The sequence below is a fragment of the Mesorhizobium sp. BHscii genome (genome assembly GCF_053848065.1).
Map to the genome: position 1 here is coordinate 124,358 of NZ_JBSPKW010000014.1, position 23,394 is coordinate 147,751.

Annotated in this window: 16 protein-coding genes; 9 read left to right on the forward strand and 7 right to left on the reverse strand. The window is 60.8% G+C overall.

All coding sequences use genetic code 11. The annotated features are described in order from the left end of the window. Positions 1–29 precede the first annotated feature (29 nt). Together ACWTU7_RS20140 and ACWTU7_RS20145 are read right to left on the reverse strand one after the other, a co-directional pair. Positions 30–2,522 carry a TRAP transporter permease gene (locus ACWTU7_RS20140; RefSeq protein WP_455839835.1) on the reverse strand — a complete coding sequence of 831 codons (2,493 nt, stop codon included), beginning with the start codon at positions 2,520–2,522 and terminating at the stop codon, positions 30–32. A 181-nt stretch (positions 2,523–2,703) separates the two neighbouring features. Further along, complete coding sequence (locus ACWTU7_RS20145) at positions 2,704–3,687, reverse strand: TAXI family TRAP transporter solute-binding subunit (protein ID WP_455839746.1); 984 nt, start codon at positions 3,685–3,687, stop codon at positions 2,704–2,706. Between the two features lie 116 nt (positions 3,688–3,803). On the opposite strand from ACWTU7_RS20145, the gene ACWTU7_RS20150 reads away from it, so the two are divergent. Further along, complete coding sequence (locus tag ACWTU7_RS20150) at positions 3,804–4,676, forward strand: MurR/RpiR family transcriptional regulator (RefSeq protein WP_455839745.1); 873 nt, start codon at positions 3,804–3,806, stop codon at positions 4,674–4,676. Between the two features lie 11 nt (positions 4,677–4,687). Here ACWTU7_RS20150 and ACWTU7_RS20155 read toward each other — a convergent pair whose 3' ends face one another. Beyond that, positions 4,688–6,010 carry an aspartate aminotransferase family protein gene (locus tag ACWTU7_RS20155; protein WP_455839744.1) on the reverse strand — a complete coding sequence of 441 codons (1,323 nt, stop codon included), beginning with the start codon at positions 6,008–6,010 and terminating at the stop codon, positions 4,688–4,690. Between the two features lie 92 nt (positions 6,011–6,102). Between ACWTU7_RS20155 and ACWTU7_RS20160 the strand changes: the two genes are divergently transcribed. From ACWTU7_RS20160 to ACWTU7_RS20185, 6 genes are all read left to right on the forward strand, one after another. Beyond that, a complete protein-coding gene (locus ACWTU7_RS20160) occupies positions 6,103–6,960 on the forward strand; it encodes a 3-keto-5-aminohexanoate cleavage protein (protein ID WP_455839743.1) in 858 nt (285 codons plus the stop codon). A 741-nt stretch (positions 6,961–7,701) separates the two neighbouring features. Next, positions 7,702–10,434, forward strand: coding sequence for an AMP-binding protein (locus ACWTU7_RS20165; protein WP_455839742.1), 2,733 nt, complete (start codon positions 7,702–7,704; stop codon positions 10,432–10,434). Next, positions 10,410–11,414, forward strand: coding sequence for an NAD(+) synthase (nadE, locus tag ACWTU7_RS20170; protein ID WP_455839741.1), 1,005 nt, complete (start codon positions 10,410–10,412; stop codon positions 11,412–11,414). The genes ACWTU7_RS20165 and nadE overlap by 25 nt, the downstream gene beginning before the upstream one ends. 4 nt (positions 11,415–11,418) lie before the next feature. After that, positions 11,419–13,440, forward strand: a complete 2,022-nt coding sequence (gene asnB, locus ACWTU7_RS20175) for an asparagine synthase (glutamine-hydrolyzing) (RefSeq protein ID WP_455839740.1) — start codon at positions 11,419–11,421, stop codon at positions 13,438–13,440. Next, positions 13,437–14,993 (forward strand): class I adenylate-forming enzyme family protein, encoded by a 1,557-nt coding sequence (locus ACWTU7_RS20180; RefSeq protein WP_455839739.1) that lies wholly within the window; start codon positions 13,437–13,439, stop codon positions 14,991–14,993. The genes asnB and ACWTU7_RS20180 overlap by 4 nt, the downstream gene beginning before the upstream one ends. Positions 14,994–15,055: 62 nt before the next feature. Further along, positions 15,056–15,322 (forward strand): acyl carrier protein, encoded by a 267-nt coding sequence (locus tag ACWTU7_RS20185; RefSeq protein WP_029352679.1) that lies wholly within the window; start codon positions 15,056–15,058, stop codon positions 15,320–15,322. 72 nt (positions 15,323–15,394) lie between these two features. On the opposite strand, the gene ACWTU7_RS20190 is transcribed toward ACWTU7_RS20185, so the two are convergent. Continuing rightward, the gene (locus ACWTU7_RS20190; protein ID WP_455839738.1) at positions 15,395–16,087 is read right to left on the reverse strand and encodes a N5-glutamine methyltransferase family protein; all 693 of its coding nucleotides are present in this window, start codon (positions 16,085–16,087) and stop codon (positions 15,395–15,397) included. Between the two features lie 428 nt (positions 16,088–16,515). Here ACWTU7_RS20190 and ACWTU7_RS20195 point away from each other — a divergent pair, with 428 nt between their 5' ends. Together ACWTU7_RS20195 and ACWTU7_RS20200 are read left to right on the forward strand one after the other, a co-directional pair. After that, positions 16,516–18,258, forward strand: a complete 1,743-nt coding sequence (locus tag ACWTU7_RS20195; RefSeq protein WP_455839737.1) for a type I secretion system permease/ATPase — start codon at positions 16,516–16,518, stop codon at positions 18,256–18,258. A 182-nt stretch (positions 18,259–18,440) separates the two neighbouring features. Beyond that, positions 18,441–19,784 (forward strand): HlyD family type I secretion periplasmic adaptor subunit, encoded by a 1,344-nt coding sequence (locus ACWTU7_RS20200; protein WP_455839736.1) that lies wholly within the window; start codon positions 18,441–18,443, stop codon positions 19,782–19,784. 38 nt (positions 19,785–19,822) lie between these two features. On the opposite strand, the gene ACWTU7_RS20205 is transcribed toward ACWTU7_RS20200, so the two are convergent. The 3 genes from ACWTU7_RS20205 to ACWTU7_RS20215 are packed head-to-tail and all read right to left on the reverse strand — an operon-like array spanning position 19,823 to position 23,347. Then, positions 19,823–21,085: a polysaccharide biosynthesis/export family protein gene (locus ACWTU7_RS20205; protein WP_455839735.1), complete on the reverse strand. Its 1,263-nt coding sequence runs from the start codon at positions 21,083–21,085 to the stop codon at positions 19,823–19,825. Beyond that, positions 21,072–22,346: a hypothetical protein gene (locus ACWTU7_RS20210; RefSeq protein WP_455839734.1), complete on the reverse strand. Its 1,275-nt coding sequence runs from the start codon at positions 22,344–22,346 to the stop codon at positions 21,072–21,074. Before ACWTU7_RS20210 ends, ACWTU7_RS20205 begins: the two co-directional genes overlap by 14 nt. After that, positions 22,343–23,347, reverse strand: a complete 1,005-nt coding sequence (locus tag ACWTU7_RS20215) for an SDR family NAD(P)-dependent oxidoreductase (RefSeq protein WP_455839733.1) — start codon at positions 23,345–23,347, stop codon at positions 22,343–22,345. The genes ACWTU7_RS20210 and ACWTU7_RS20215 overlap by 4 nt, the downstream gene beginning before the upstream one ends. Positions 23,348–23,394: the final 47 nt, after the last annotated feature.

A 23,394-nucleotide genomic window follows, 5' to 3' on the forward strand; every position in this document is an offset into this window, starting at 1 on the left:
CCCACCAGCTGTTATCAACCGTTGCAGTCTCAGCGCACCGGCCCGGTTTCCTTCCTGTCTGCCTGCTTACGCGCCCGCGCAAACTGCAGCCCGGCGACGCCGGCGGTCGCAGCGAGCGCCAGGCCGATCGGAATGAGGCTCGAGGGCTGGTCGGCCTTTCTGAGCACCGCCACCACGTCATATCCGACATCCAGCCCGATGCGCTTGGCGTAGGAGCCGAAATCGACATTGCTGATCATCAGCGCGTCGCCCGCTTGCGTGATGGTAAGTCCAATGCCGCGCAGGCGCTCCAGCGGCTCGCCCGGCTCCCCGAGCGGCACATTGACCGTTTTGCGTACATCTTCGCCCATGAGGTCGACACCCTCGACGACGAAATTGATGCGGCCATCCGCCGGCGTCTGCGCGACCGCCGACAGGAACTCGCTCGCCGGCAACTCCTCGTAAGGCGGCGACACCTGGTTGAGCCACCAGTCCGGCCGGAACAGCGTGAAGCAGATGAGAAGCAGGGCCGCACTTTCCCAAACCCGGCTTTTCGTCACGAACCAGTTCATTGTCGCTGCCGAAAACAGCAGGATGGCGATCAACGAGACCGTTGCCACCCATATCGTCTGGGGCCAGGTGTCGACTCCGATCAGCAGCATCGCCGGATTGAAGATGAAGACGAAGGGCAGGATCGCCGTGCGCAGCGAATAGAGCGCGCCCTGGAAACCGGTGGCAATCGGATCCTCCTTGGAAATCGCCGCCGCCGCGAAGGCCGCCAGCCCGACGGGCGGGGTAATATCCGCCATGATTCCGAAGTAAAAGACGAACAGGTGGACTGCTATCAACGGGATCGGCAATCCGGCCTGCGCGCCAAGATCGACCACGACCGGCGCCATCAGCGTCGCGACCAGAATATAGTTTGCGGTGGTCGGGATGCCCATGCCGAGCACAAGGCTGATCGCGGCGATGAGGATCAGCATAAGGATGACGTTGCCGCCGGAGATGAACTCGACGAGCTCCGTCATCATCAGGCCGAGACCGGTCAGCGTGATCGTGCCGACGACGATGCCGGCGGTGGCCGTGGCGATACCGATGCCGATCATGTTGCGGGCGCCGAGCGCCAGCCCGTCGATCAGGTCGTCCCAGGCCGCACGCACTGAGGCGGCGAGGTTTTCGTTACGGAACACCGCCATCAGCGGCTTGCGGGTGGCGACGATACCGAGGATCGACAGGGTCGCCCAGAACGCCGAGAGGCCTGGCGACATCTGCTCTACCATCAGGCACCACAGAAGCACCGCGATCGGGATGAGGAAATCGAGCCCGGTCCGCGTGACGTCCCAGGCGCGCGGCAGTTCCAGGATTGGCGCGTTCGGATCGTCGAGTGCGAGGTCCGGATAGCGGGAGGAATACCAGACCGAGGTGACGTAGAGAGCTACGCCGGTGATTGCGAGCACCGACGGCGCGGTCCCACCGAAGACGGCCTGGATAGCAACGATGCCGTAGTAGACGATACAGACTGCGAGAACGCTGCCGGACAGTCCCAGCCCCATCCGCAGCATCCGTTCTCTTGCCGGCGTCGGACGCTGCGGGATCGTCTTCAGGTCCATCTTTATCGCTTCGAGATGAACCATATAGAGCAGCGCGAGATAGGAGAAGACCGCCGGCAGCAGCGCGTGCATGACGATCTCCGAATAGGGAATGCCGACATATTCGACCATCAGGAAGGCGGCCGCGCCCATGACCGGCGGCATGATCTGGCCGTTGATCGAGGCTGAAGCCTCGATGGCGCCCGCCTTGACGCCGGAAAGGCCGGTGCGCTTCATCAACGGGATGGTGAAGATGCCGCCTGAGACCACGTTGGAGACGGACGAACCGGACACGACACCGTTGAGAGCCGATGAGACCACCGCGACTTTCGCCGGGCCGCCACGCAGATGGCCGAGCAGCGCGATGGAGATTTGCATCATCCAGTTGCCGGCGCCTGCCTTTTCCAGAAGCGTACCGAACAGGACGAAGAGAAAGACGAAGCTCGTCGATACGCCAAGTGCAATCCCGAAGACGCCTTCGGTGGTCAGCCATTGATGGTTGAGAAACTTATTGAGTGATGCGCCGCGATGTTGAATCACGTCCGGCATGTACTGGCCGGCAAAGGTGTAGAAGATGAAGACACATGCCACGACCACCATTGGAAGGCCGAGCGCGCGGCGCGTCGCTTCGAGGAGCAACAGGATGCCAACTGTGCCGGTAACGAGATCGAGCGTGGTTGGCTGGCCGGGCCGTCCGGAAAGCTCGACGTAGAAGAGAAAGAGATAGGAGCCGGCAAACCCCCCGACCGCGGCCAGCACCCAGTCGAGCAGCGGCACACGATCGCGGGGCGAGGATCTCAGCGCCGGATAGGCGAGGAACGTCAAGAACAGCGCGAAGCCGAGGTGAATGGCGCGCGCTTCCGTATCATTAAGGATGCCGAAGCCGAACACGAACGGCAAAGGCGAAGCGTACCAGAGCTGGAAAAGCGACCAGGCAACTGCAACCCAGAGCAGGATTCGAGCGACTGTTCCGCTCGGATGCCGGCCACCCGTATCAGCCTCCGCGACCAGTTGCTCGAGCTCTTGGAGATCGACGCTGGCCGGTTGTGCCTTCACTTCGCTCAATGACGCCTCCTGTTGCGGATGGGTCCGGCGGGTCCGCTGGATCCGCCGGGCTGTCGTCAGATCACGAAGCCTACTTCAGCCAGCCCTTCTCCTTGAAGTATTTTTCAGCGCCCGGATGCAGCGGCGCGGAATTTCCTTCCGACACCATCTTGGCCGGATCGAGATTGGCAAAGGCCGGATGCAGCGACTTGAACTCGTCGAAATTTTCGAACACCGCCCTGGTCAGCTGATAGACGCTCTCGTCAGGAACCTTGGCCGAGGTGACCAGCGTGGCGAGCACCCCGAAAGTCTCGGTATCGTCGGGATTGTTGGCGTAGAGCCCGCCCGGGATCACCGCCTTGGCGTAGTAGGGATTTTCTGCGACCAGCTTGTCCACGACTTCTCCGGTCAACGGCACCAGCTTGGCAGCGCAGGTAGTGGTCGGATCCTGGATGTTCGCGGAGGGATGGCCGACGCCGTAGAAGAACCCGTCGATCTTGCCGTCGCAGAGAGCCGGGCCGTGCTCGTCAGCCTTCAACTCCGATGCGAGCGAAAAGTCGGCCAACGTCCAGCCCATCGCGCCGAGCAGACGTTCCATGGAAGCGCGTGTCCCGGAACCGGGATTGCCGACGTTGAAACGTTTACCCTTGAACTCCTCGAATTTCGTCACGCCGGCATTCGGATGCGCCAGGACCGTGAACGGCTCCGGATGGATCGAGAAAACCGCACGCAGGTCGGTATGGGCGCCACCGTCCTTGAATGATTCCAGCCCCTTGTAGGCGTTGTACTGGACGTCGGACTGCGCCATGCCGAAGTCGAGTTCGCCTTCCTTGATCGTATTCACGTTGAATGCCGATCCGCCGGTCGATTCCACCGAGCAGCGGATGCCATGCGTCTTACGATCCTTGTTGAGCAGGCGGCAGATAGCGCCGCCGGCGGCATAATAGACGCCGGTGACGCCACCGGTCCCGATGGTAACGAAATTCTGCTGCGCCATGGCGCTGGCCGAAAACAGCAGCGCGGCCGACAAGGCGGCGATCTGTGCTCCGTGGCGTGCAGTCCGGGCATGTTTCATCTGGTTCTCCCTTGGTACTTTGCGTGCCGTCGCGCCGTCCGGTGTTTTAGTGTCAAGGCACGTCGATGCATGCTACGATTGTTGCGCTTTATCAATCAAGGGAAATGCTTGTTACAATGAATACGCGGGAGATGGGTTTCGACGCGCTTCTGGCGCGCATATTGACCGAACTCCCCGAACTGAGCTCAGAACTGCGCAAGGCGGCGCGATTCCTGGTCGATCATCCCGACGAGGTGGCGCTGGTTTCCATGCGGGTTCTGGCCGCGCGATCAGAGGTGACACCGACGACCTTCGTGCGATTGGCGCGGCGCCTGGGCTTCGGTGACTGGGCGGCGCTGCGCAAGCCGTTCGAGGACCGGCTGCGCTCCGGAAAGGCGCCTTTCGCGGCAAGGGCCGATGCGCTTGTCAAGCGCGGGTCGGAGGCGATTTTCGCTGAATCGCTGAGGACGACCGTTGCCAATCTGGCGGCGGCCGAAGCGGCCAATGGCAGCGAAGAAATAGCAACGGCTTGCGCGATACTGGAGAAGGCACAGCGCATACGTGTCGCCGGGTTCCGAAGCTGCCGCGCGCCCGCCCACGCGCTCGTCTACCTCTGCCGGATGTTTCGGCGCGACGTCACGCTGCTCGGCGGCGACGGCGGTGCGATGGAGGCGGAACTCGCAGCGCTTGGAAAGAGGGAAGCGGTCGTCGCGATCGGCTTTTCGCCCTATTCGCGTGAACTCGGGCCGGTGATGGAGGCTGCGCAACGACACAGCGTTCCGATTGTCGCGATCGTCGACAGCATGGCTGCTCCGATCGCGCGGCATGCCGACGTTACCTTGCGATTCTCTACCGACAGCCCGTCCTTCTTCCCGTCGGTAGCCGCAGCTATGGCTATCGTGGAAGCGCTGGCTGCAACGATGCTGGCGCGCAGCGGGCCGGCCGCCGCGGCTCGTGTCAGGGAGACGGAACTGGAGTTACAGGCGTTCGGGGCCTATCTGCCGGAATAAGGGCGCTGGCGCTATGCCACCGCAGCGTCTATCGCGTCGCCGAGTCGTTCGACAATCGCGTCGATTGCTGCGGCGTCTACGATGAATGGCGGCGCAAGCAGCACATGATCGCCGCGCACGCCGTCGATCGTGCCTCCCGCGGGATAGACGAGCAGTCCGCGCGCCATTGCCTCGCGCTTGATCTTCGCATTGAGCTTCAGCTTCGGGTCAAAGGGCGCCTTGGTCGAGCGATCCTCGACCAGTTCCACACCCATGAAAAGGCCGCGCCCGCGAATGTCGCCGATATGGGCATGGTTGCCGAACCGCTCGCCCAGTCGCTGCGAAAGATGTGCTCCCATCGCCCGAACATTGGCGAGCAGATCGTCGCGAGCGATCACCTCCTGGACGGCAAGAGCCGCCGCGCAGGCCATCGGGTGGCACATATAGGTGTGGCCGTGCTGGAAGAAGCCGGAGCCTTCGGCGAAAGCGTCGAAGATGCGGCGAGAAAGCAGCACCGCACCAATAGGCTGGTAGCCTCCACCGAGGCCTTTGGCTATTGTCATCAGGTCGGGCGCGACACCGTCCTGCTCGCAGGCATGCAGCGTCCCGGTGCGGCCCATGCCGCACATCACCTCGTCGAGGATGAGGAGCACACGGTAGCGGTCACAGATTTCGCGGATGCGCCTGAAATAGCCGGGAACGGCGGGCACCGCCCCTGCTGTCGCGCCGACGACAGGTTCCGCGACGAAGGCCATGACGGTGTCCGGACCGAGTTCGAGAATTTTCTCCTCGAGCGCCTGGGCGGCGCGCAGGCCGTAGGCCTCGTCTCTCTCACCGGCCTCCTGGTAGCGGTAGGCATAGCATGGCTCGATGTGGTACGTGTTGATCAGCAACGGGCGGAATTGGGCACGGCGCCACTCATTACCCCCGGCAGCGAGAGCGCCGAGCGTGTTGCCGTGATAGCTCTGTCGACGGGCAATGACGTTTCGCCGCTCGGGCTTGCCAGTCTCGACGAAAAACTGCCGTGCCATCTTGAGCGCCGCCTCCACAGCTTCGGAGCCGCCGGACACGAAATAGGCGTGGCTAATACCTTGTGGCGCCCCGGAGACGAGCTTGTCGGCCAATGTCTCCGCCCGCTCGTTGGTGAAAAAGCTGGTGTGGGCATAGGCGAGCTTATCGGCCTGTGCGTGGAGCGCGGCCGTCACGTCGGGATGGCTGTGGCCGAGGCAGGAAACCGCCGCGCCGCCTGACGCGTCGATATAGGCGCGGCGATCGCGGTCGAAGAGTTCGATACCCTTGCCGCCTATCGCGACGGGCAGGGTCGCATGGATCTGGCGATGCAGGATGTGTGTCATGCTTTCCTCGATTGACGTTGGCGCGGTTTGGAGCGACCCTATCATGCAACATATGTTACATAGTGCGCAATACTGAAACAATTGGACTGCATATGACCGTCGACAGGGACGTGACCGGCCCCGGACTTATCGCGCCGACGGCAATCGCCGTTGCGCCGAATGGTGGACGGCGTGGCAAGGAAGACCACCCTGCCCTGCCGATCGGCCCCCAGGAACTGGCCCGGACCGCCGCCGCCTGCCTCGAGGCGGGCGCCGCTATGATCCATGCGCATGTCCGCGATCGCGACGGCGGCCATTTGCTCGACGTGCACGCTTATCGCGAGACGACGAAAGCGATACGCGATGCGGTGGGCGAGCGGCTGATCATCCAGATCACCAGCGAAGCGGTCGGCCGATACCAGCCGGCCGAGCAGATGGCGGTGGTGCGCGCTACCCGTCCTGAGGCGGTTTCGCTGGCGCTGCGCGAACTGGTGCCAGACGCTGCCCATGAGACCGCTTTCGCGGACTTCCTGTGGTGGCTGAAGAGCGAGCGGATCGCCCCTCAGATGATCCTCTACGCGCCCGAAGAGGCTTCGGCCCTAGCCGCCATGCAGCAGCGCGGGCTGGTGCCTTTCGACGACATCTCGGTGCTCTATGTGCTCGGCCGCTACACGCCGGGACAGGTTTCGCGACCGGCCGACCTGCTTCCCTTCCTTGCGCATGACCGTCCGCGCTTCGCGCACTGGATGGTCTGCGCCTTCGGTCGGGAAGAAACCGCTTGCGTTACGGCCGGTGCGCTGCTGGGCGGTCATGCCCGCGTCGGCTTCGAGAACAATTTTACTCTGGCCGACGGTACAACCGCCAAGGACAATGCCGCGCTCGTAACGGCGATCAAAGGCGCGCTAACTGCTTGCGGAGTAAGGACCGCCCAAGCCGACGACCTGCGCGCCGCTTGGTCGATCCAGCGTTAACCCCCGCCCGCACGCCTTAAACGGCCTCGTCGGTTCGTCACATTTGTCAAAAATCGCTTTGCTACGCTGCAACCGAATTCTTTGGCTGACGTTAAGGTTGCAATGGGCGCTGGGGAGGCCTTTATGCAGACATACCTCGTCGAACAAATGGAGGGCGATGACGTGATCGCGGTGCGTATCATCAACGCGCCGAGCCCTTTCAAAGCCGCCGCCATGTCGACAGATCGACGTGTTACCCTCCGAACGTGGGAAAAGGATTGGATCCGAGTAACCGACGAGAACCGGGGACATATCTTTGCATACTGCTTTGTCTCCGACGGAGACTCCGACACCAGCGGGCGTGGCCCGACAAAAGCACCAGGTAAACCAAGAAGAGCCCAAAAAACTGATCAGAGAGCCGGGTAGGCTCAAAGCCCTGAATCTTGGCTCCTAGCTGTATCGCGCTAATTTCCTGACGACTTCGCGACCACTGACAGCGGCGGCGCCTGCTGCCACATTGCCGACTATAGCCCAGAACCGCGACAGCACGAATTAAGCCAATAGCCGGCGGCGCTGGTCGGTTGTCAGGTGCGATCGCCTGTGCCCGTGAGCCTCCTGTCGACGCGAATCGTCCGCAGCACGAGATGACGCCAAAGTGAGCAACCGCGGCCGTTTGGTGAAGATCGCGGCATCATCAGAATGATCGATGAAAAGATTTCGGCCGGGGGCGATAAGTGATCTTAATCATAGCGTGGGCAACTCATGTCTCCGGCATATTTGGGATCAGAAAAGGCGCGTCTGGATCTAGGGGCGGATTGTCAGCCAGCGGCCTCCAATGGATGGTCAAACGTCCCGGATTACGCACTTGATCAGGGCGGTCCTGTATTGCGCCCTTACCAGCGGATGGGCGTCGATTTTGCGAACGTTGCCGTCTGTGACCACCTGAGAAACATTACCAGCCAATATCCCGACAAGCTCGCAATCAGCGACGGCACCAACCGCCTTACCTACTCCGAGCTTTTCCAGGCTGTCGAGACGCTGTCGCACCGGATTGCGGCCATCGTTCCCGACGGACGGGCGATCGGGATACGTCAGGCCAACTCGGTGTGGTATCCTGTGGCAATGCTGGCGAGCATGGCGGTCGGACGGCCTTCGGTCCCGCTCAACACGAGAGATCCCGGCTCGCGGACCAATGAAATTGTTGCTGCCGCGCGACTCTCGGCCATCATAGGCGACGGAAATGTCCAGCCAGCCGGTTTGGCACAGGAGGTCCACTGGATCGATGTGACCACCAGCGTCGCGCCGCAAGCTCAACCGACACCCCAGTCCTGTTCCGTCTCCGTCGATGAGCCCGCAATAGTGCTCTACACCTCCGGCAGCACTGGCCGACCCAAAGGCATTGTCAATAGCCAGCGCAGTCTGCTGTGGCGGGTCCAGCAATACGTTGACGCATGCCACATCAACTCGCTTGATGTTTTCCTGCCCTTGACCGGGCCTGCCACGATCGCCGGTTGCCGGGAGGTTCTCGCCGCCCTTCTCACCGGCGCAACCTTGCATCTCGTCGAGGTGGAAGTCGTTGGCTTGCGCGCAGTCCAGCGCCTAGTCGAATCCGAAGGGGTGACGGTCACCTATCTGGTGCCGGCGTTGCTTCGGGCACTCATGGCAGACAAACCTGCTGACGCCTTCCGGTCGCTCAGAGTGGCCCGCATTGGGGGGGAGAAAGTGTCGTGGACCGACATCGCCCTGCTGCGCAAAACCGTTTCGAGCACTTGCCTGATCCAGATCGGTTACTCGTCAACCGAGACCACAGGGTCGCAATGGTTCTTACCGCAGGACTGGCCGGAGGAAGGCGTCTCGGTTCCGGTTGGCTGGCTGCTTCCTGGAATCACCTTCGCCATTGTCGACGAAAGGGGGCGCCCCGTTCAGCTGGGCGAGAGCGGAGAACTCCTGATAAGAAGCCCGTATGTCCTGCTTGGTCATTGGGAGAACGGCGCCGTCGTGCCGGCAGAATCGGATCCAGATGACCCGGATCTTCGGATCTTCGCGACGGGTGACCTCGTCCAACTTGACAGTCATGGCCTGCTGCGGATCGTCGGACGTAAGGGGCGCCAGATAAAGATCAATGGTCGGCGCGTTGAACCCGCTGAACTCGAACGGGTATTGCGTTACACGCCTTCGGTGGAGGATGCCGTGGCAATCGTGACGGCGGCAAATGAGCTTGTCGCTTTCGCAGTTCCCAAGCACCGGACCGGGGAGGCCTTTTCGGACGAGCTTCGCCAGCTTGTCAGAACGAATCTGCCGCCACCGCTGCGTCCCCTTCGGTTGCACACGGTCGCCGAGATTCCGCGCTTGGCAAGCGGTAAGGTCGACATGGTGGCGCTTGCGGGGATGGATCTTTCAGCCAGAAAGACAGCGCCGACCGCACAGCCGCCCAATTCAGGAAGCGAGCTGAAGGCCCATCAGATAGTGCGGCATGCCTGGACCAAGATCCTCAACACGCGCGTGGCCGCCGGACGCTGGGATGATGCAGGAGGAGATTCGCTGAAGCTGCTGCATTGCGTCATGGAGATCGAAAGCGCCATCGGGCAGGAACTTGGTCTTGGGGACTTCACCGTCGGGATGAGCGTGGACGAAATGGTCCAGGCAGTCGTATCGGCACAAGCAGGCGACCAGCGCGCGCAGGAGCACGATCCGCCAATTCTTTTCCTGTTCCCGGGATCGGTCGGCTATGGCCCGAGCCTCGCTGCGTTTGCAGCCGCGATGGGCAAGGTCGCCCGAGTAGCCCCCATCAGATACCCTGCCCTGGCTAAGATATTGAGCGGCCATAACTCCCTCGCCACCATCGCCGATGCTGCGGTCGAGCAGATCCGCCGCGCTCAGCCTGCGGGCCATATACGACTTCTCGGCCATTCGCTCGGCGGCGCGGTCGCATTCGAAGTTGCGGCACGACTGCTGGCCGCGGGGCGATCTGTGAAGTTCGTGGGAATCCTCGACACAAGCCTAGTCGGCGAACGGAGCGACCATTGGGAGACGTTTACCCGGACATTTGATCGGATCCGGACCAACCGCGTATCCGCTTACCGGATGGCTTGCCGCGCCCTTGCAAAGGTCGCCGTCGCAATGGGCTGCGAGGTGCAACTCGCCCGGATCCTCGATCGCTATGCCCAGGGACAGTTCAACGCGACGAGCTTTAGAACCAAACTGGAGCTGCAGGAGGTTTTGCGGGCGCGAGCGTTCTTTCAATGGTTGTCGGGACCGAAGCCGGCGTTGCCCATTACCGGCACCTTGTTTCGCTGCGCTCGGCCTGGAATGCCTCCAGCCATCGGGTGGGATCGCGCTTTCGCACATCTGGACGTGATTCCGATCGTGGGCAGCCACATCGACCTGGTCATAGAGCCTCATATTGCCACCAACCGCCCCCTCATCGAGAAGGCTGTGGCGCAAACCTATTCGCCAAGCGAGTCTCGCAAATGGGAGTACAGACCATCGACGTGATTACAGGATTCAGCAAGGACGCCCTTGTGCTCGATGCCCGCGTGGAGGTCGATCGCATCGTTCAGATCCTGCGCGAGCAGGTTTTTGGCACGCTGCGGCGTCGTGGCGTAGTTGTCGGCCTCTCCGGGGGTATCGACAGCTCCGTTGTCGCATCGTTGTGCGCACGCGCGTTCGGGAAAGACAAGGTCTTGGGGATATTCATGCCGGAGCGCCATTCCTCCGGCGATTCGCTAAGGCTTGGCCGCAGCGTCGCAGCCCAGCTTGGCATCGATACGATCCTGGAAGACATAGCCCCAGCACTTGAGGCCGTCGGCGCCTATCGCCGACAGATCGAAGCGATCCAGACGGTCGTTCCCCAATATGGAGACGGCTGGAAATGCAAGCTCGTGCTCGCGTCGGTTCTCGAGAGCAACGGTCTCAACATCACACGCCTCACGGTTCAGGATCCCGAGGGCAAGACCGATGCGGTGCGTCTGTCGCCGGCAGCCTATCTGCAGATCGTTGCTGCAACCAACTACAAGCAGCGCCTGCGCAAGATGACCGAGTACTACCATGCGGACCGCCTCAACTATGCCGTGGCAGGTACGCCAAACCGCCTGGAGCATGACCAAGGCTTTTTCGTCAAGCAGGGCGACGGAATTGCCGATCTGATGCCAATCGTCCACCTCTATAAGACCCAGGTTTACCAGCTGGCTGAATACCTTGGGGTGGATGAAGAGGTCCGGCGGCGGCCGCCGACCACGGATACTTTCTCCATGGCCCAGAGTCAGGAGGAATTCTACTTCGCGCTGCCTTATCATCTGATGGATCTGTGCCTCTACGGCTTGAACCACGGAATTTCTGCCGACGAGGTCGCCGCAGCTGCCGGCCTCACCGCGGCCCAGGTTCAGAAAGTCTTCAAGAACATCGACACCAAACGGCGTGCCGCACGCTACCTTCACGCACGGCCTTTGCCGACCACTGCGATGGGCGAGGGCTGACCGGATGTGCGGCATCGCCGGAATCATCTCGCTACGCGCCTACGCGGCGCCTCCTTCGCGCGAGGCATTGATGCACATGGTGGGCGCACTCGCGCATCGCGGCCCTGACGAGCGCGGCCTTTACCGCGACAAACGCGCGGGATTGGCGCATGCCCGCCTGTCCGTCGTCGATCTCTCCAACGGCCAGCAGCCACTCGCGGACGCGGGCGATACGACGTGGATCGTCTTCAACGGCGAGATCTTCAACTACCTCGAGCTGCGTGAAAAATTGATCGCCCTCGGCCACCGCTTCCGCACCCATAGCGACACAGAGGTCATCGTCCATGCCTATCGCGCGTGGGGCGAGGCTGCCTTCGAGCGGATGAACGGGCAATGGGCGGTCGCAATCTGGGACTCGGTGGCGGGTCGTCTCGTGTTATCGCGCGATCGGTTTGGCATCTGCCCCTTGCATTTCTGCGAGCATGGGGGGCGCCTTTACTTTGCCAGCGAAGTGAAAGCCATTTTCGCGGCCGACATGAATATACCCTGTGCTTTCGATCCAGCCGGCATCGATCAGACTTTCACGCTCTGGACAGTCGTCCCGCCGCAAGGCGTATTTCAAGGGATCAGCGAACTCACCCCAGGGCACGTCCGCATATACGAAAGTGGCACCGTTCGCGAGCGGGCCTTCTGGAAGCCTTGCTATCCCGAAATTTCCGATCCCCGCCGTGGAGAATTCACCGGCTCGCTCGACGACGCGGTGGACGAGGTGCGCGGCGCCCTGGAGGCTGCGACGGCGCTCAGGATCGTGCAGGCCGACGTGCCGGTCGGCTGCTATCTGTCGGGCGGGCTCGACAGCTCGCTAGTCGCCACGCTGGGAAGGCGCTACGCGGGCGAGCGGTTCCAGACCTTCTCCCTGCGTTTCGCCGACGCCGAGTATGACGAGACCCGTTTCCAGCGCCTGGTCGCCGGCGCGACCGGGAGCGAGCACCATGAGGTGGTGGTTTCGCGCAGCGACATCGCCGAGATCTTTCCCGAGGTGATCTACCACACAGAGCGTCCAATCCTGAGGACAGCGCCTGCGCCGCTGTTCCTGCTCTCTAGGCTGGTGCGAAAACACGGCATCAAGGTCGTGCTAACCGGCGAAGGAGCTGACGAAATGTTCGCTGGCTATGACCTGTTCCGCGAAGGCAAAGTTCGCCGCTTTTGGGGACGCCAGCCCGCATCGACACGACGCTCACGGCTGCTGGAGCGCCTGTATCCTTATCTCAGCCGCTCGCCGGTACATCAGCAAGCAATGGCGCGCCAGTTCTTCGGGCGCGATATCCAGGCCTATGACACGCCCGGCTTTGCGCATGACACACGCTGGCGCACCACCAGCGCCATCAAGCGATTGTTCTCCGCCGACATGCGCGCCGAGTCCGAGCGCCGCAATGCCGTGCCCGAGCTGATCGCCCGCCTGCCCGCGGAGTTTTCGCGATGGGGCTCGCTCGCGCAGGACCAGTGTATCGAGATCCAGACGCTGATGTCGGGATACCTGCTTTCTTCGCAAGGGGACAGGATGCTCATGGCCCACTCCGTCGAGGGGCGCTTCCCGTTCCTGGACGATGAACTCGTGACGCTCGCGAATTCGCTTCCGGCTGCCTACAAGCTGCGCGTCCTCGACGAAAAGCACGTGTTGAAGCGGGTGGCGGAACCGATCGTGCCGTCGGAAATCGTGGCCCGCAAGAAGCAGCCGTACCGAGCGCCCAACGCGCTTTGCTTCGTTGCCGGCCATGCTCCGGCCTATGTCCGCGAAGCGCTTTCGGAGACGTCGCTGCGCGAGGCAAACGTTTTCGATCCGAAGTCGGTCACGCGTCTGCTGGACAAATGTCGAGCCAGGGCGAGCGATGGCGATCTGTCCAACTCCGACAACATGGCGCTGGTCGGCGTGCTGTCGACCCAGCTTCTTCACCAGCAGTTTGTCGCAAGCCGTCCCGGTGGGGTCCGCCTGGGCGAGCTCAGCGTCGACGTTGACCGCGAGCATCGCGAAGAGGTGCTGGCATGATGCATGGCGCCGTACCACTGCTGCATGACTACCTCACCCACGCCGCCAGCCGGGTCTGTGAGAAGGTGGCGCTGGTGTGCGGCGGGCAACGTGTCACCTATGGCGAGCTCGAAGCGCGCTCGAACGCCATCGCGCAACATCTGGCCGCGTCTGGGGTTGCACGCGGAGATCGCGTGATGATCTTCGCCGACAACACTGTCGAGACGGTCGTCGCCTTCTGGGCCGTGCTCAAGGCGAACGCCGTGGTGTGCATCGTCAATCCGCTCACCAAGAGCGACAAGCTTGATTACCTGCTCAACGATTGCCGACCGACGGCACTGATCACGGACAGGCACCTGCACTCGATCTTTAGCGAGCCGGCACGCAACTGCCCGTCATTGCGCCGGGTGATCGTCTCCGGGCCGATCATCGAGGCCGAGCTGACAGGATTGCCGCACGCCGTGCGCTGGGACAGCGTAGTCGCCGCCGATGGTAGCGTACCGCCGGCGCGCCGGTGCATCGATATCGATCTCGCTGCCATCATCTACACATCTGGATCGACAGGCGAACCCAAGGGCGTGATGCTGACGCACAGGAACATGACTGCCGCGTGCACGTCGATCGCTTCATACCTGAAGCTGTGCGAAGACGAGGTGATCCTCAACGTTTTGCCTCTCGCCTTCGATTACGGCCTGTACCAGATGATCATGGCGTTTCGCACTGGCGCTCGGCTGGTGCTTGAACGCTCGTTCGCTTTCCCGGCGCAGATCCTCGGGTTGATCAAGCAGGAGAGGGTGACAGGTTTTCCCGGCGTGCCGACCATCTTCGCCGCACTCTCGGATCTCAAGTCGCTGAAAGACCATGACTTTTCGAGCATTCGCTACGTCACGAACACTGCGGCTGCCCTGCCGCTCAAGCACATTCTCATGTTGCAGGACCTGTTTCCGGATGCGCGCATCTATTCAATGTATGGCCTCACCGAATGCAAGCGCTGCACCTATCTGCCGCCGGAAGACCTTGAGCGAAAGCCATTGAGCGTCGGCGTCGCCATCCCGAACACGGAAATGTGGATTGTCGATGAGCATGACAAGCCGGTCGGTCCTGATCTCGTTGGCCAACTCGTCATCCGCGGGGCGACGGTGATGAAGGGCTATTGGGGTAAGCCGGAAGCCACGGCCAGAAAACTCAAACCCGGCCCGTTGCCGGGCGAGCAGGTCTTGTACACCGGCGACTACTGCCGGATGGACGCGGAAGGCTACCTCTACTTCATCGGTCGCGGCGATGAGATCATAAAATCGCGAGGAGAGAAGATAGCGCCGAAGGAGGTGGAAAACGCGCTGCTGGATATTCCGGGTGTGCGGGAAGCCGCGGTCATCGGCGTTCCGGACGAGTTGCTCGGACAAGCTGTGAAAGCCTTCGTCGTGATCGAGCAAGGAAGAATCGTCGGCGAAAGGCAGTTGCAGAAAGAATGCCAGAGACGATTGGAAAATTTCATGGTTCCGAAGTCCATCGTGATCGTACCCAGCCTACCGATGACAGACACAGGCAAACTCAAAAAAACGGCCCTGTCATGAGGCGGTTTCTGGATGAAATTGATCGCCATTCATCTTTAGTATCAGTATCGGAGGAGGATTCAATGTTGTCTACCAAAGATAGAGCCGAGACCTGCAAGGACCAGATTCGCGCTTTCCTGGCGTCGAATTTCTACATAGCCGACGCGGATGCTCTGGAGAGCAATACGTCCCTTCTCGACCAAGGCATCGTCGACTCGACAGGGGTACTCGAGGTTATCGGCTTTATCGAGGAGACCTTCGGCATCACCGTGGAAGACAGCGAACTCCTGCCGGAGAACCTCGATTCTATCCAAGGAATTGCGCAATATGTTCTCCGCAAGCAAAACTGATTGCCGACATCTGCCCAGCGTTGTTTTACGCCGCCGACAGCGCCACCGAGCCTGCCGCAGTCGCGGCACGGCTCACGCTTGCGACGTGGTATGTCCCACAACCACCCTGCCCTCGCCGGCTTCGTTCGTGACCGCACGGATGTTCTCGTAAGCCTTGGAACGCTCCAGCAGACTGATGACCTGCCGGTCCTGGCCGAGGCCGACCTCGAAGAGCAGGACGCCTCCGCGCCGCAAGTAACGCGGCGCGTCCTTGATCACCCGCATATGGATGCTCAGGCCGTAGGGGCCGGCCGCAAACGCTTCACGCGGCTCAAGCTCCGTCAGATGCGCGCGGTCGCCCTCAAGCCGCTTTTCCGAAATGTAGGGCGGATTGCAGACGATCACGTCCATCGTACCATCAAGCTCCAAGCCCGAGAAAGCACTGAACAAGTCGCCCTGAAGCACGGACACGCGATCCGCCATGCGGTGATGGGCGACGTTGCGGCGCGCGACTTCGACGCATCCATCGGTAAGATCGCTCGCCCAGACACGCGCGGTGGGAGCGAAGTGCGCGATGGCGCACGCCAGATTGCCGGCCCCGCAGCACATATCGACGACGCGTGGCGCCGGCAGGTTCATTTGACTCAGAACATCAAGAGCGGTCGTGCCAAGCAACTCCGTCTCCGGCCGGGGAACGAGCGCACCGGGCGCGATGAGCAACTCCAGCCCCATGAAGGTGGTGCGGCCTTTGCTGTAGGCTTCGGCGACACTGATCTCTTCGCTCATGACAGACCCGCCTTCCTGACATTGCCGGTGCCGTTGTCCGACAATTCCGCCCCAATTAAGTGTATCCCAAATTCATTAAATTCTCGATGGGCAAATCGAAAAACACTCGCCGCCCTAAGGTTTGAAGACATGATGCAACAAAAGGTGATCATGAGCCTCTCATCTGTCGCGTGATTGGGAATATTGTCTCATCATTGGAAATATCCGGGCTCCCAGCCCGGTTATCCCCAGCCTTGCACAGCCAATTCCCGAATTCTCGGTCCTGCGTCACGATTTTGCTACATTTTAATCAAAAGGCACATACGTAAGCAAAGCGTAATGTTTCAGTAGCTAACGGAAAGCAGCCGCTTCCCGCAAGGCAAGAGGGTTTACCCATCATTCGACATGACCAAGTTCGCGCGGCAATTTCGCACGAAAGATCGCAGATCATGAAGTCAACGCAAGGGCGCTCGCCCGATCTACGCTCCGCTATGTTCGGCTCAATGCAGGGACTGGTTGGCGTCGGCGTTTTCTCGGCAGTGATAAACGTTCTCGCCCTGACCGGCTCCGTCTATATGCTCCAGATCTACGATCGCGTGCTGCCTTCCCAGAGCATTCCGACTCTCATCGGATTTACGATCGGGATGCTTGGCCTCTACGCTGTCTATGGCCTCCTCGATTTCGTCAGGCTTCGCCTGTTGGTCCGCATCGGCAGCCGCCTGCACAGAGATCTGCAGCAAAAGGCGTTCGCTGCCTCGCTTTCCCTTCCGCTTACTGCTGGGCAGGATGCGAACCGGGTGCAGCCGCTTCGCGATCTGGACCAGTTGCGCGGATTTCTTTCCGGACTGGGACCGACGGTCGTCTTCGACGCTCCTTGGATTCCGTTTTATATGGTGGTCATCTATCTGCTGCACCCTTCGCTTGGTGTGTTGGCAACCGTCGGCGCGGCTGCTGTCGTACTTTTGACGGTAGTCGCGGAAGTCGTTGCCCGCAAACCCGCCGCGCGTGCTTCCGAGACGCTCGTGGCACAGCGGCTTCTTGCCGATTCTGGCCGCCGCAATGCGGAGGTTGTCCAGGCGATGGGCCTTTCCGCTCAGCTCGGTCGGCGCTGGAATGAGATCAGCCATCTTTACCTCAAGAACCAGGAACAGCTCTCCGATGTCGTTGGCGCAGCGAGTTCATTGTCGAAGACACTTCGAATGGCCCTGCAGTCCTCGGTACTGGGGCTTGGTGCCTACCTTGTGATCGGCGGCGAGGCTTCGCCCGGCGTGATCATCGCATCGTCCATATTGCTGGGCCGCTCATTGGCGCCGGTCGATGTGGCAATCGCAAACTGGAGAGGATTTCTGGCCACCCGGCGAAGCTATACCGATCTGGCGGCAGCGTTGGATGCTTTCGGTAGCCAGAAGGACCCTATGGAGCTGCCGCGCCCACAGACACAGCTTGCGGTCGAGGAACTGACGGTCGCGCCACCAAGTCTGCAGAGACCAACGCTCGTCAATGTAAGCTTTCGCCTGTCGAGGGGCGCGGGGTTGGCGATCGTCGGCCCGAGCGGCTCTGGCAAAACGACGCTCGTGCGTGCTTTGGTCGGGGCATGGAAGCCGCTTCGTGGAACGGTAAGGTTGGACGGCGCCTCGCTCGATCAGTGGAATTCGGAACTGCTCGGAACCCATATTGGCTACCTGCCGCAGGACGTTGAACTGTTCGACGGAACGATCGCAGACAACATTTCAAGGTTCGGCGGCAAGAGTGACGCAAAGGGCGTGCTGGCAGCCGCCAAGGCTGCGGGCGTGGACAAGATGATCATGCGTCTGCCGGAAGGTTTCCAAACGCGCATCGGTGAAGGCGGAGCGGCCCTGTCGGCTGGGCAGAGGCAACTCGTCGGGCTCGCCAGGGCGCTTTATGGCGATCCATTCCTTGTCGTTCTCGACGAACCAAATTCCAATCTGGATGCAGATGGCGATGTTGCCCTGGCTGGGGCAATCCTGGCCGTGCGCGAGCGTGGCGGCATCGCGATTGTTGTTGCGCATCGTCCGTCAGCTCTCGTCAACATCGATCAGGTGCTCGTCTTGTCGAATGGCATGCTCCATTCATTTGGCTCGCGCGAAGACGTTCTGGCAAATGTGGTCCGGCCGTTCCCGCGGCAAAATAGTGTCGTCCCGCTGCAACAAGGTGCAGGCGGCCATGCGTGAGGTCTTGCTCCGTGTCTGATGTGTCCCTGTCATCATATGCTCCGGTTGCTGGCGAAAGCCAACCGATTGGAGCTAAGCCAGAGCCGGATGGCCTCCGGACCAATCTGCTCTTGCGGCTGGCAGCATATTATCGTTCCGCTGCAGAAAGGTGCAGGCGGGCCTATGTGAGATATTGTTCTAGCGTGACCGTGTCGTCATATGCCGCGGTCGCTGGCGAAAGCCAATCGTTCGAGACGAAGCCAGAGCCGGATGGCATCCGGGCCAATCTGCTCTTTGGCTTGGCAATCACCTTCCTGTTGATCTTCGGCGGAGGACTATGGCTGGGCTTGACCAAGATTGCCGGCGCGGTGATTGCACCTGCCACTGTGGTGGTCGAAAGCAACATAAAGAAAGTCCAGCATCAAACCGGCGGCACTGTCGGCGGCATCTTCGCCAAGGACGGGGATCATGTGCAGGCCGGCGACGTATTGGTCAGGCTGGACAACACATTGACCCGAGCAAACCTGCAGATAATCAGCGAGGATCTCAATCGCGCCACCATTCGTCTGGCCCGGCTGGAAGCCGAGCGACAGGGTCTGCCGGAAATGCAGATTCCGCCCAGCCTTCGGGTCAAGATGGGCGACCCGCAACTGGCGACGCTTATCAGTGGCGAGCGGGCCGTGTTCGAAAGCCGTGCTGCGGCGCTGGCGGGCCAGAAGGCACAATTGCAAAGCCGCTCGAAGCAATTGGAACGTCAGATCGATGGCCTCAAAGCGCAGCAGGCGGCGATGGACGAGTCGCTGAATCTGCTGACGCTGAACCTTGCTGACGTCGAGTCTCTCTACTCCAAGAAGTTGGTCTCTAAAGAAAGGCTGAGCACCATCAGCTTGGAGAAGAGCCGGACTCGCGGCGAGTCAGGACGCCTTGTCGCGGCAATCGCCGAGGTCCAAGCCCGCATCAGTGAGACTGACCTGCAGGTGCTTCAGCTCGACGAGCAAATGCGGAGCGAGGTAACGAGCGAACTTCGCGAAACGGAAGCCAAGCAGACCGAACTCAATGAGCGCAAGGTAGTGGCGGAAGACGAACTCGCCAGGACAGATATCCGCGCCCCCCAGTCGGGAACGGTACAAGAATCCGCGGTCCACACCATCGGAGGCGTGATTGCCCCCGGAGAAGTGCTCATGATGATTGTGCCCGATGCCGACAACCTGGTTGTCGATGCGCTCGTTTCTCCAGAGCGTATAGACGACGTGCGTCCTGGACAGCGGGTTTCAATCCGCTTTCCGGCTTTCGACGTAGGGACGACACCTGTTTGCCAAGGCTCGGTCAACCGCATCTCTGCAGATCTGATTAAGGATCAGCAACGTCAGCTTTCGTACTTTTCGGCGCGCATCAATGTCGAAAATTCCACGACCTGTCTGACGGGAGCGAAAATACTCAAACCTGGCATGCCCGCCGAAGTTCACATACGCACTGACGAGCGCAATGTATGGTCCTATTTGCTGAAACCCTTTACCGACCAGGTTTCCAGAGCTTTCAGACAGTAACGCAATCGGGAACCCGACAGAACCAAGGTGCAGGCGGTCTATTGGATCGCCGCACTTTCAAGAGCGTTGCTGAACCTTACCTCGATCGTATCTCCCGGTGCCACCTCGGTATCTTCTCCGGCCGGCTGTTTGCGCCATTCCTCACCGACCTTGCGGATGATGGTGACTTGAGCCTGGATGGTTTCGCCGGCAACTGGCAGTGGCTGGGCGGACGCCCCCGTGGGCTGCAACTTCTGGCTGGCGGCGCGAAGTCTTGCGGTGATGTCGGCAAGGCGCACGTTGGTGTCCTTCAGCTCAGTCAATAGAGCCATCCTTCTCAGGTTGTCATTGCGCTCGCGCTGTCTGGCGAAATCATCCTGCTGGCGTCGTGTTCTCATAAGTTCCACCGACGTTTCGAGTGCTCGGCTGGAAGAGAGAACCAAAGCGCGCCGGACGTCAGCCAGCCGGGTGTTGGTTAGATTTCCGGCTTCAAACGCTTTCGTTACCCGTGCTAGCTCGTCCTCGTCCGCCTTCACTCCATCCGCTTCGGCCTGCTCGCGCTTGAGCAAGGTCTCGATTTGCGCAGCAGCATCCTTGGCACTTTTATCGAGATAGCTTTGCTCTTGCTGGAAATTGTCGAGGGAGATCTTGAGCCCTTCTGCTTCAGCCTGGGCGATCGCCGATGCAAAAGCTGCCGACAAGGGCGATCCTTGTGGTGCCTGCATGTCGAAATTCGACTTGTCCTGAAGTTCGGCGCGAAGGCGGGCGCTATGAAAGTAATCTCTGGTGTATTCCCCCCAAAGCGATTCATAGTCGCGCCGCAGGTCCACCGGGTCGGGGCCAACCTGGTTCGCCCGCGACCGCAAAAGGCTGAAGCCTCCAGACACGGCAATCGCCTGCCGCACGGTCATGAGCGGTCGGTAGGCCTGCTGTCCGGGAGTGAGCACGTCGCCGGTCACGTAGATCGGGCGATAGTCTGCGATCACGGCGGTCACGTCGCTCGGCTTGATGACGATCATTTGCTCTCGCCCATCAGGCAGACGCTGGTGGAATATCTTGGTTGGCAAGATTGTCTCCATCCGCGTCTGCAATTCGGCCGGGGTTAAGCCGCCGACCGAAACCATCCCTACTTCGGGAAGCGCAATTGTGCCGTCCATCTGGACTATGGCACGTTGCGTTCGGTCCGGGATCGAGGCAATTCCTATCTCAACGGTATCGCCGGCGGAAAGTCGATATGCGACCCTCGCCTCCGCTGCGGCCGCCATATCCACGACAGACAGCATACCAAGCGCGGCAAGAAGGATTCGATTAATGAAGATCATTGGCGATAATCTCCTTCTGCTTCGATCCTAGTTCTTCCGGCCAATCGAGACGGGCGACGAATTCGTGGACCGGTCCGCCGGGCACACCCCAATTGCTCGACCAGATCACCTGTGAGCCGTCTGGCGAAGGCGAGGCATGGGCCTCACTCCAGTAGTCGAACGGAACGTTCCGCGTTTGCACGATGCGCCGAACGTCTCCGCTGCCGTCGATGCGCAGCGCGATCACTTCTCGCGCATATGGCGCCCAGTCCGGATGGGCTGATATCTCATCAGGATTGCCGCCATAACTCACGAACGCCCAACCGGACTTGCCCAATGCACGGAGCGATACGTGCTCGGCTTCGCCGAACTTCATAAGTGAGGTGACTTTCCCGTCGGACAGCCTCCGCTTGATCACCTGATACTTGTCCGGATCGGATTTGCTGATGCCTACGAAGACTTCGCTGCCATCATCATCGATTGTCATGTCGCCGTGGCCGGGCCGATGATGTTCCGTCCACCTCTGGCGCAACGTGCCATCAACCGCGAAAATGCCCCTTTGTTGAATGCCGTCTGTCAGGTTCTGAAAGCACATGATGTTCACTCCGAGGGGGGAGATCGAGCAGGCGCTGTTGCTTCCGGCAAGCTGCGCCAGATCGATGTCCGGGAATTTCCACCGCTGCTTGAGATCGTATGCAAAGACAACCATCGCGCCGTCCTCACGGATTGCGCGCACCGCTATGCGATCACCGTCGCGGCTTGGATTGCCTTTGGATGGCCCGAAGCTCAATTTGCTGTAATTCGTCGTGACAAACAGGACGTCCTCGCGATTGGTCTGAGGCTCCCAGGTCGAGATCTTCCGACCCTGAACGCAGATCATCAAACGGGCATTTCGCGGGTGCCATTCGCATTCACCCGATCTGACCCGACGAAATAGCGGGACATATGTTCGCCCGTCGAAAAAGCACATACCATTACAGCCGTTGCTGATGACGAGCAGGCTCTGGTCGGCATTCCAGGCTTGGGCGTTCGAGTAACGGTGGCTGCAATATTTTTTGCCGCATGCAATCCCATTGCCAAGCACTCCCGGCCTGGTAATGCGCGTGAAGGTGGTCCCAAACGCCGGATCCGTCGCTGGGCGCAAATAATCGGGCAGATTCATCGTCACCGGCGCGACAAATTGTGTCTGCTCGCTGCTTTGCCGGCTTCCGGCCGCGGGCAGGCCCAACGACATGGCAACGGCAATCAACAGCAGAGCCGATGCACGCTGGTAGAAGGTCATGTCATATAACCCATTTCGCGGCGTACGCGGCCTTCGCTGAGGCGCGCCTGCCACCATCCGATGGTTCGCTCCAATCCTACCCGCAGGCTGGTCTGCGCCCGCCATCCGGTCTTCGTCTCGAGTTGCGAAGAATCGGCCAGCAAGGCACGGACTTCGGAATTCTGCGGCCGCAGACGGCGTTCGTCGCGGTGAACCGGTTTTTTGGAGCCGCTCAACTCGAGCACCAGATCCAATACGTCCGAGACCGTCACAGCGCGCTGGCTTCCGGCATTGTAGGCATGGCCGAATTCGAGCTCGGCCGAACCTGCGGTCAGGAACGCCGCCGCCGTGTCTTCCACAAAAGTAAGGTCGCGGACCGGACTTGTGTCCCCGATCATGATCGCCGGGCAGTTTTTGTCGAGAGCCTGCCTTATGATGGTCGGCACGATGGCCCGCTCACTCTGACGTGGGCCGTAGGTATTGAACGGTCGCATAATCACGACGGGGGAGTCGAACGACCTGGCGTAGGACTCTGCCATCATGTCCGCGCCGATCTTGGATGCCGAATAGGGTGACTGGCCCTGCAGCGGATGGGATTCGCGGATAGGCATGGTCTGTGCAGTGCCATAGACCTCGCTGGTCGAGGTGTGCACCACACGCTCTGTCTCCCATTGCCGCGCCGCTTCGAGAACATTCACTGTGCCCAGGATGTTGGTCTCTACATAGGATTGGGCGGCCGCGTATGAGTATGGAATCGCGATGAGTGCGGCGAGATGAAACACAACGGCTTGGCCACGCATGATCCGGCTCAGGAACGCGCTGTCGCGAACGTCGCCGCGGACGAGGTTCAGCTGGCTTCGAATGGTGTCCGGCAAATCATCCAGCCAACCATGACTGTCGAAGGAATTGTAGAGGGCGAGCGCCGTGACATCCGCCCCACTACGGACGAGCGCTTCGGTGAGATGCGACCCGATGAACCCATCGGCACCCGTAACCAGAACTTTCCTACCCCTGTAGTTCATGACTAAGCGTTCCCCCTATGACGTGAAGCGCTGACCTTGCAAATCCA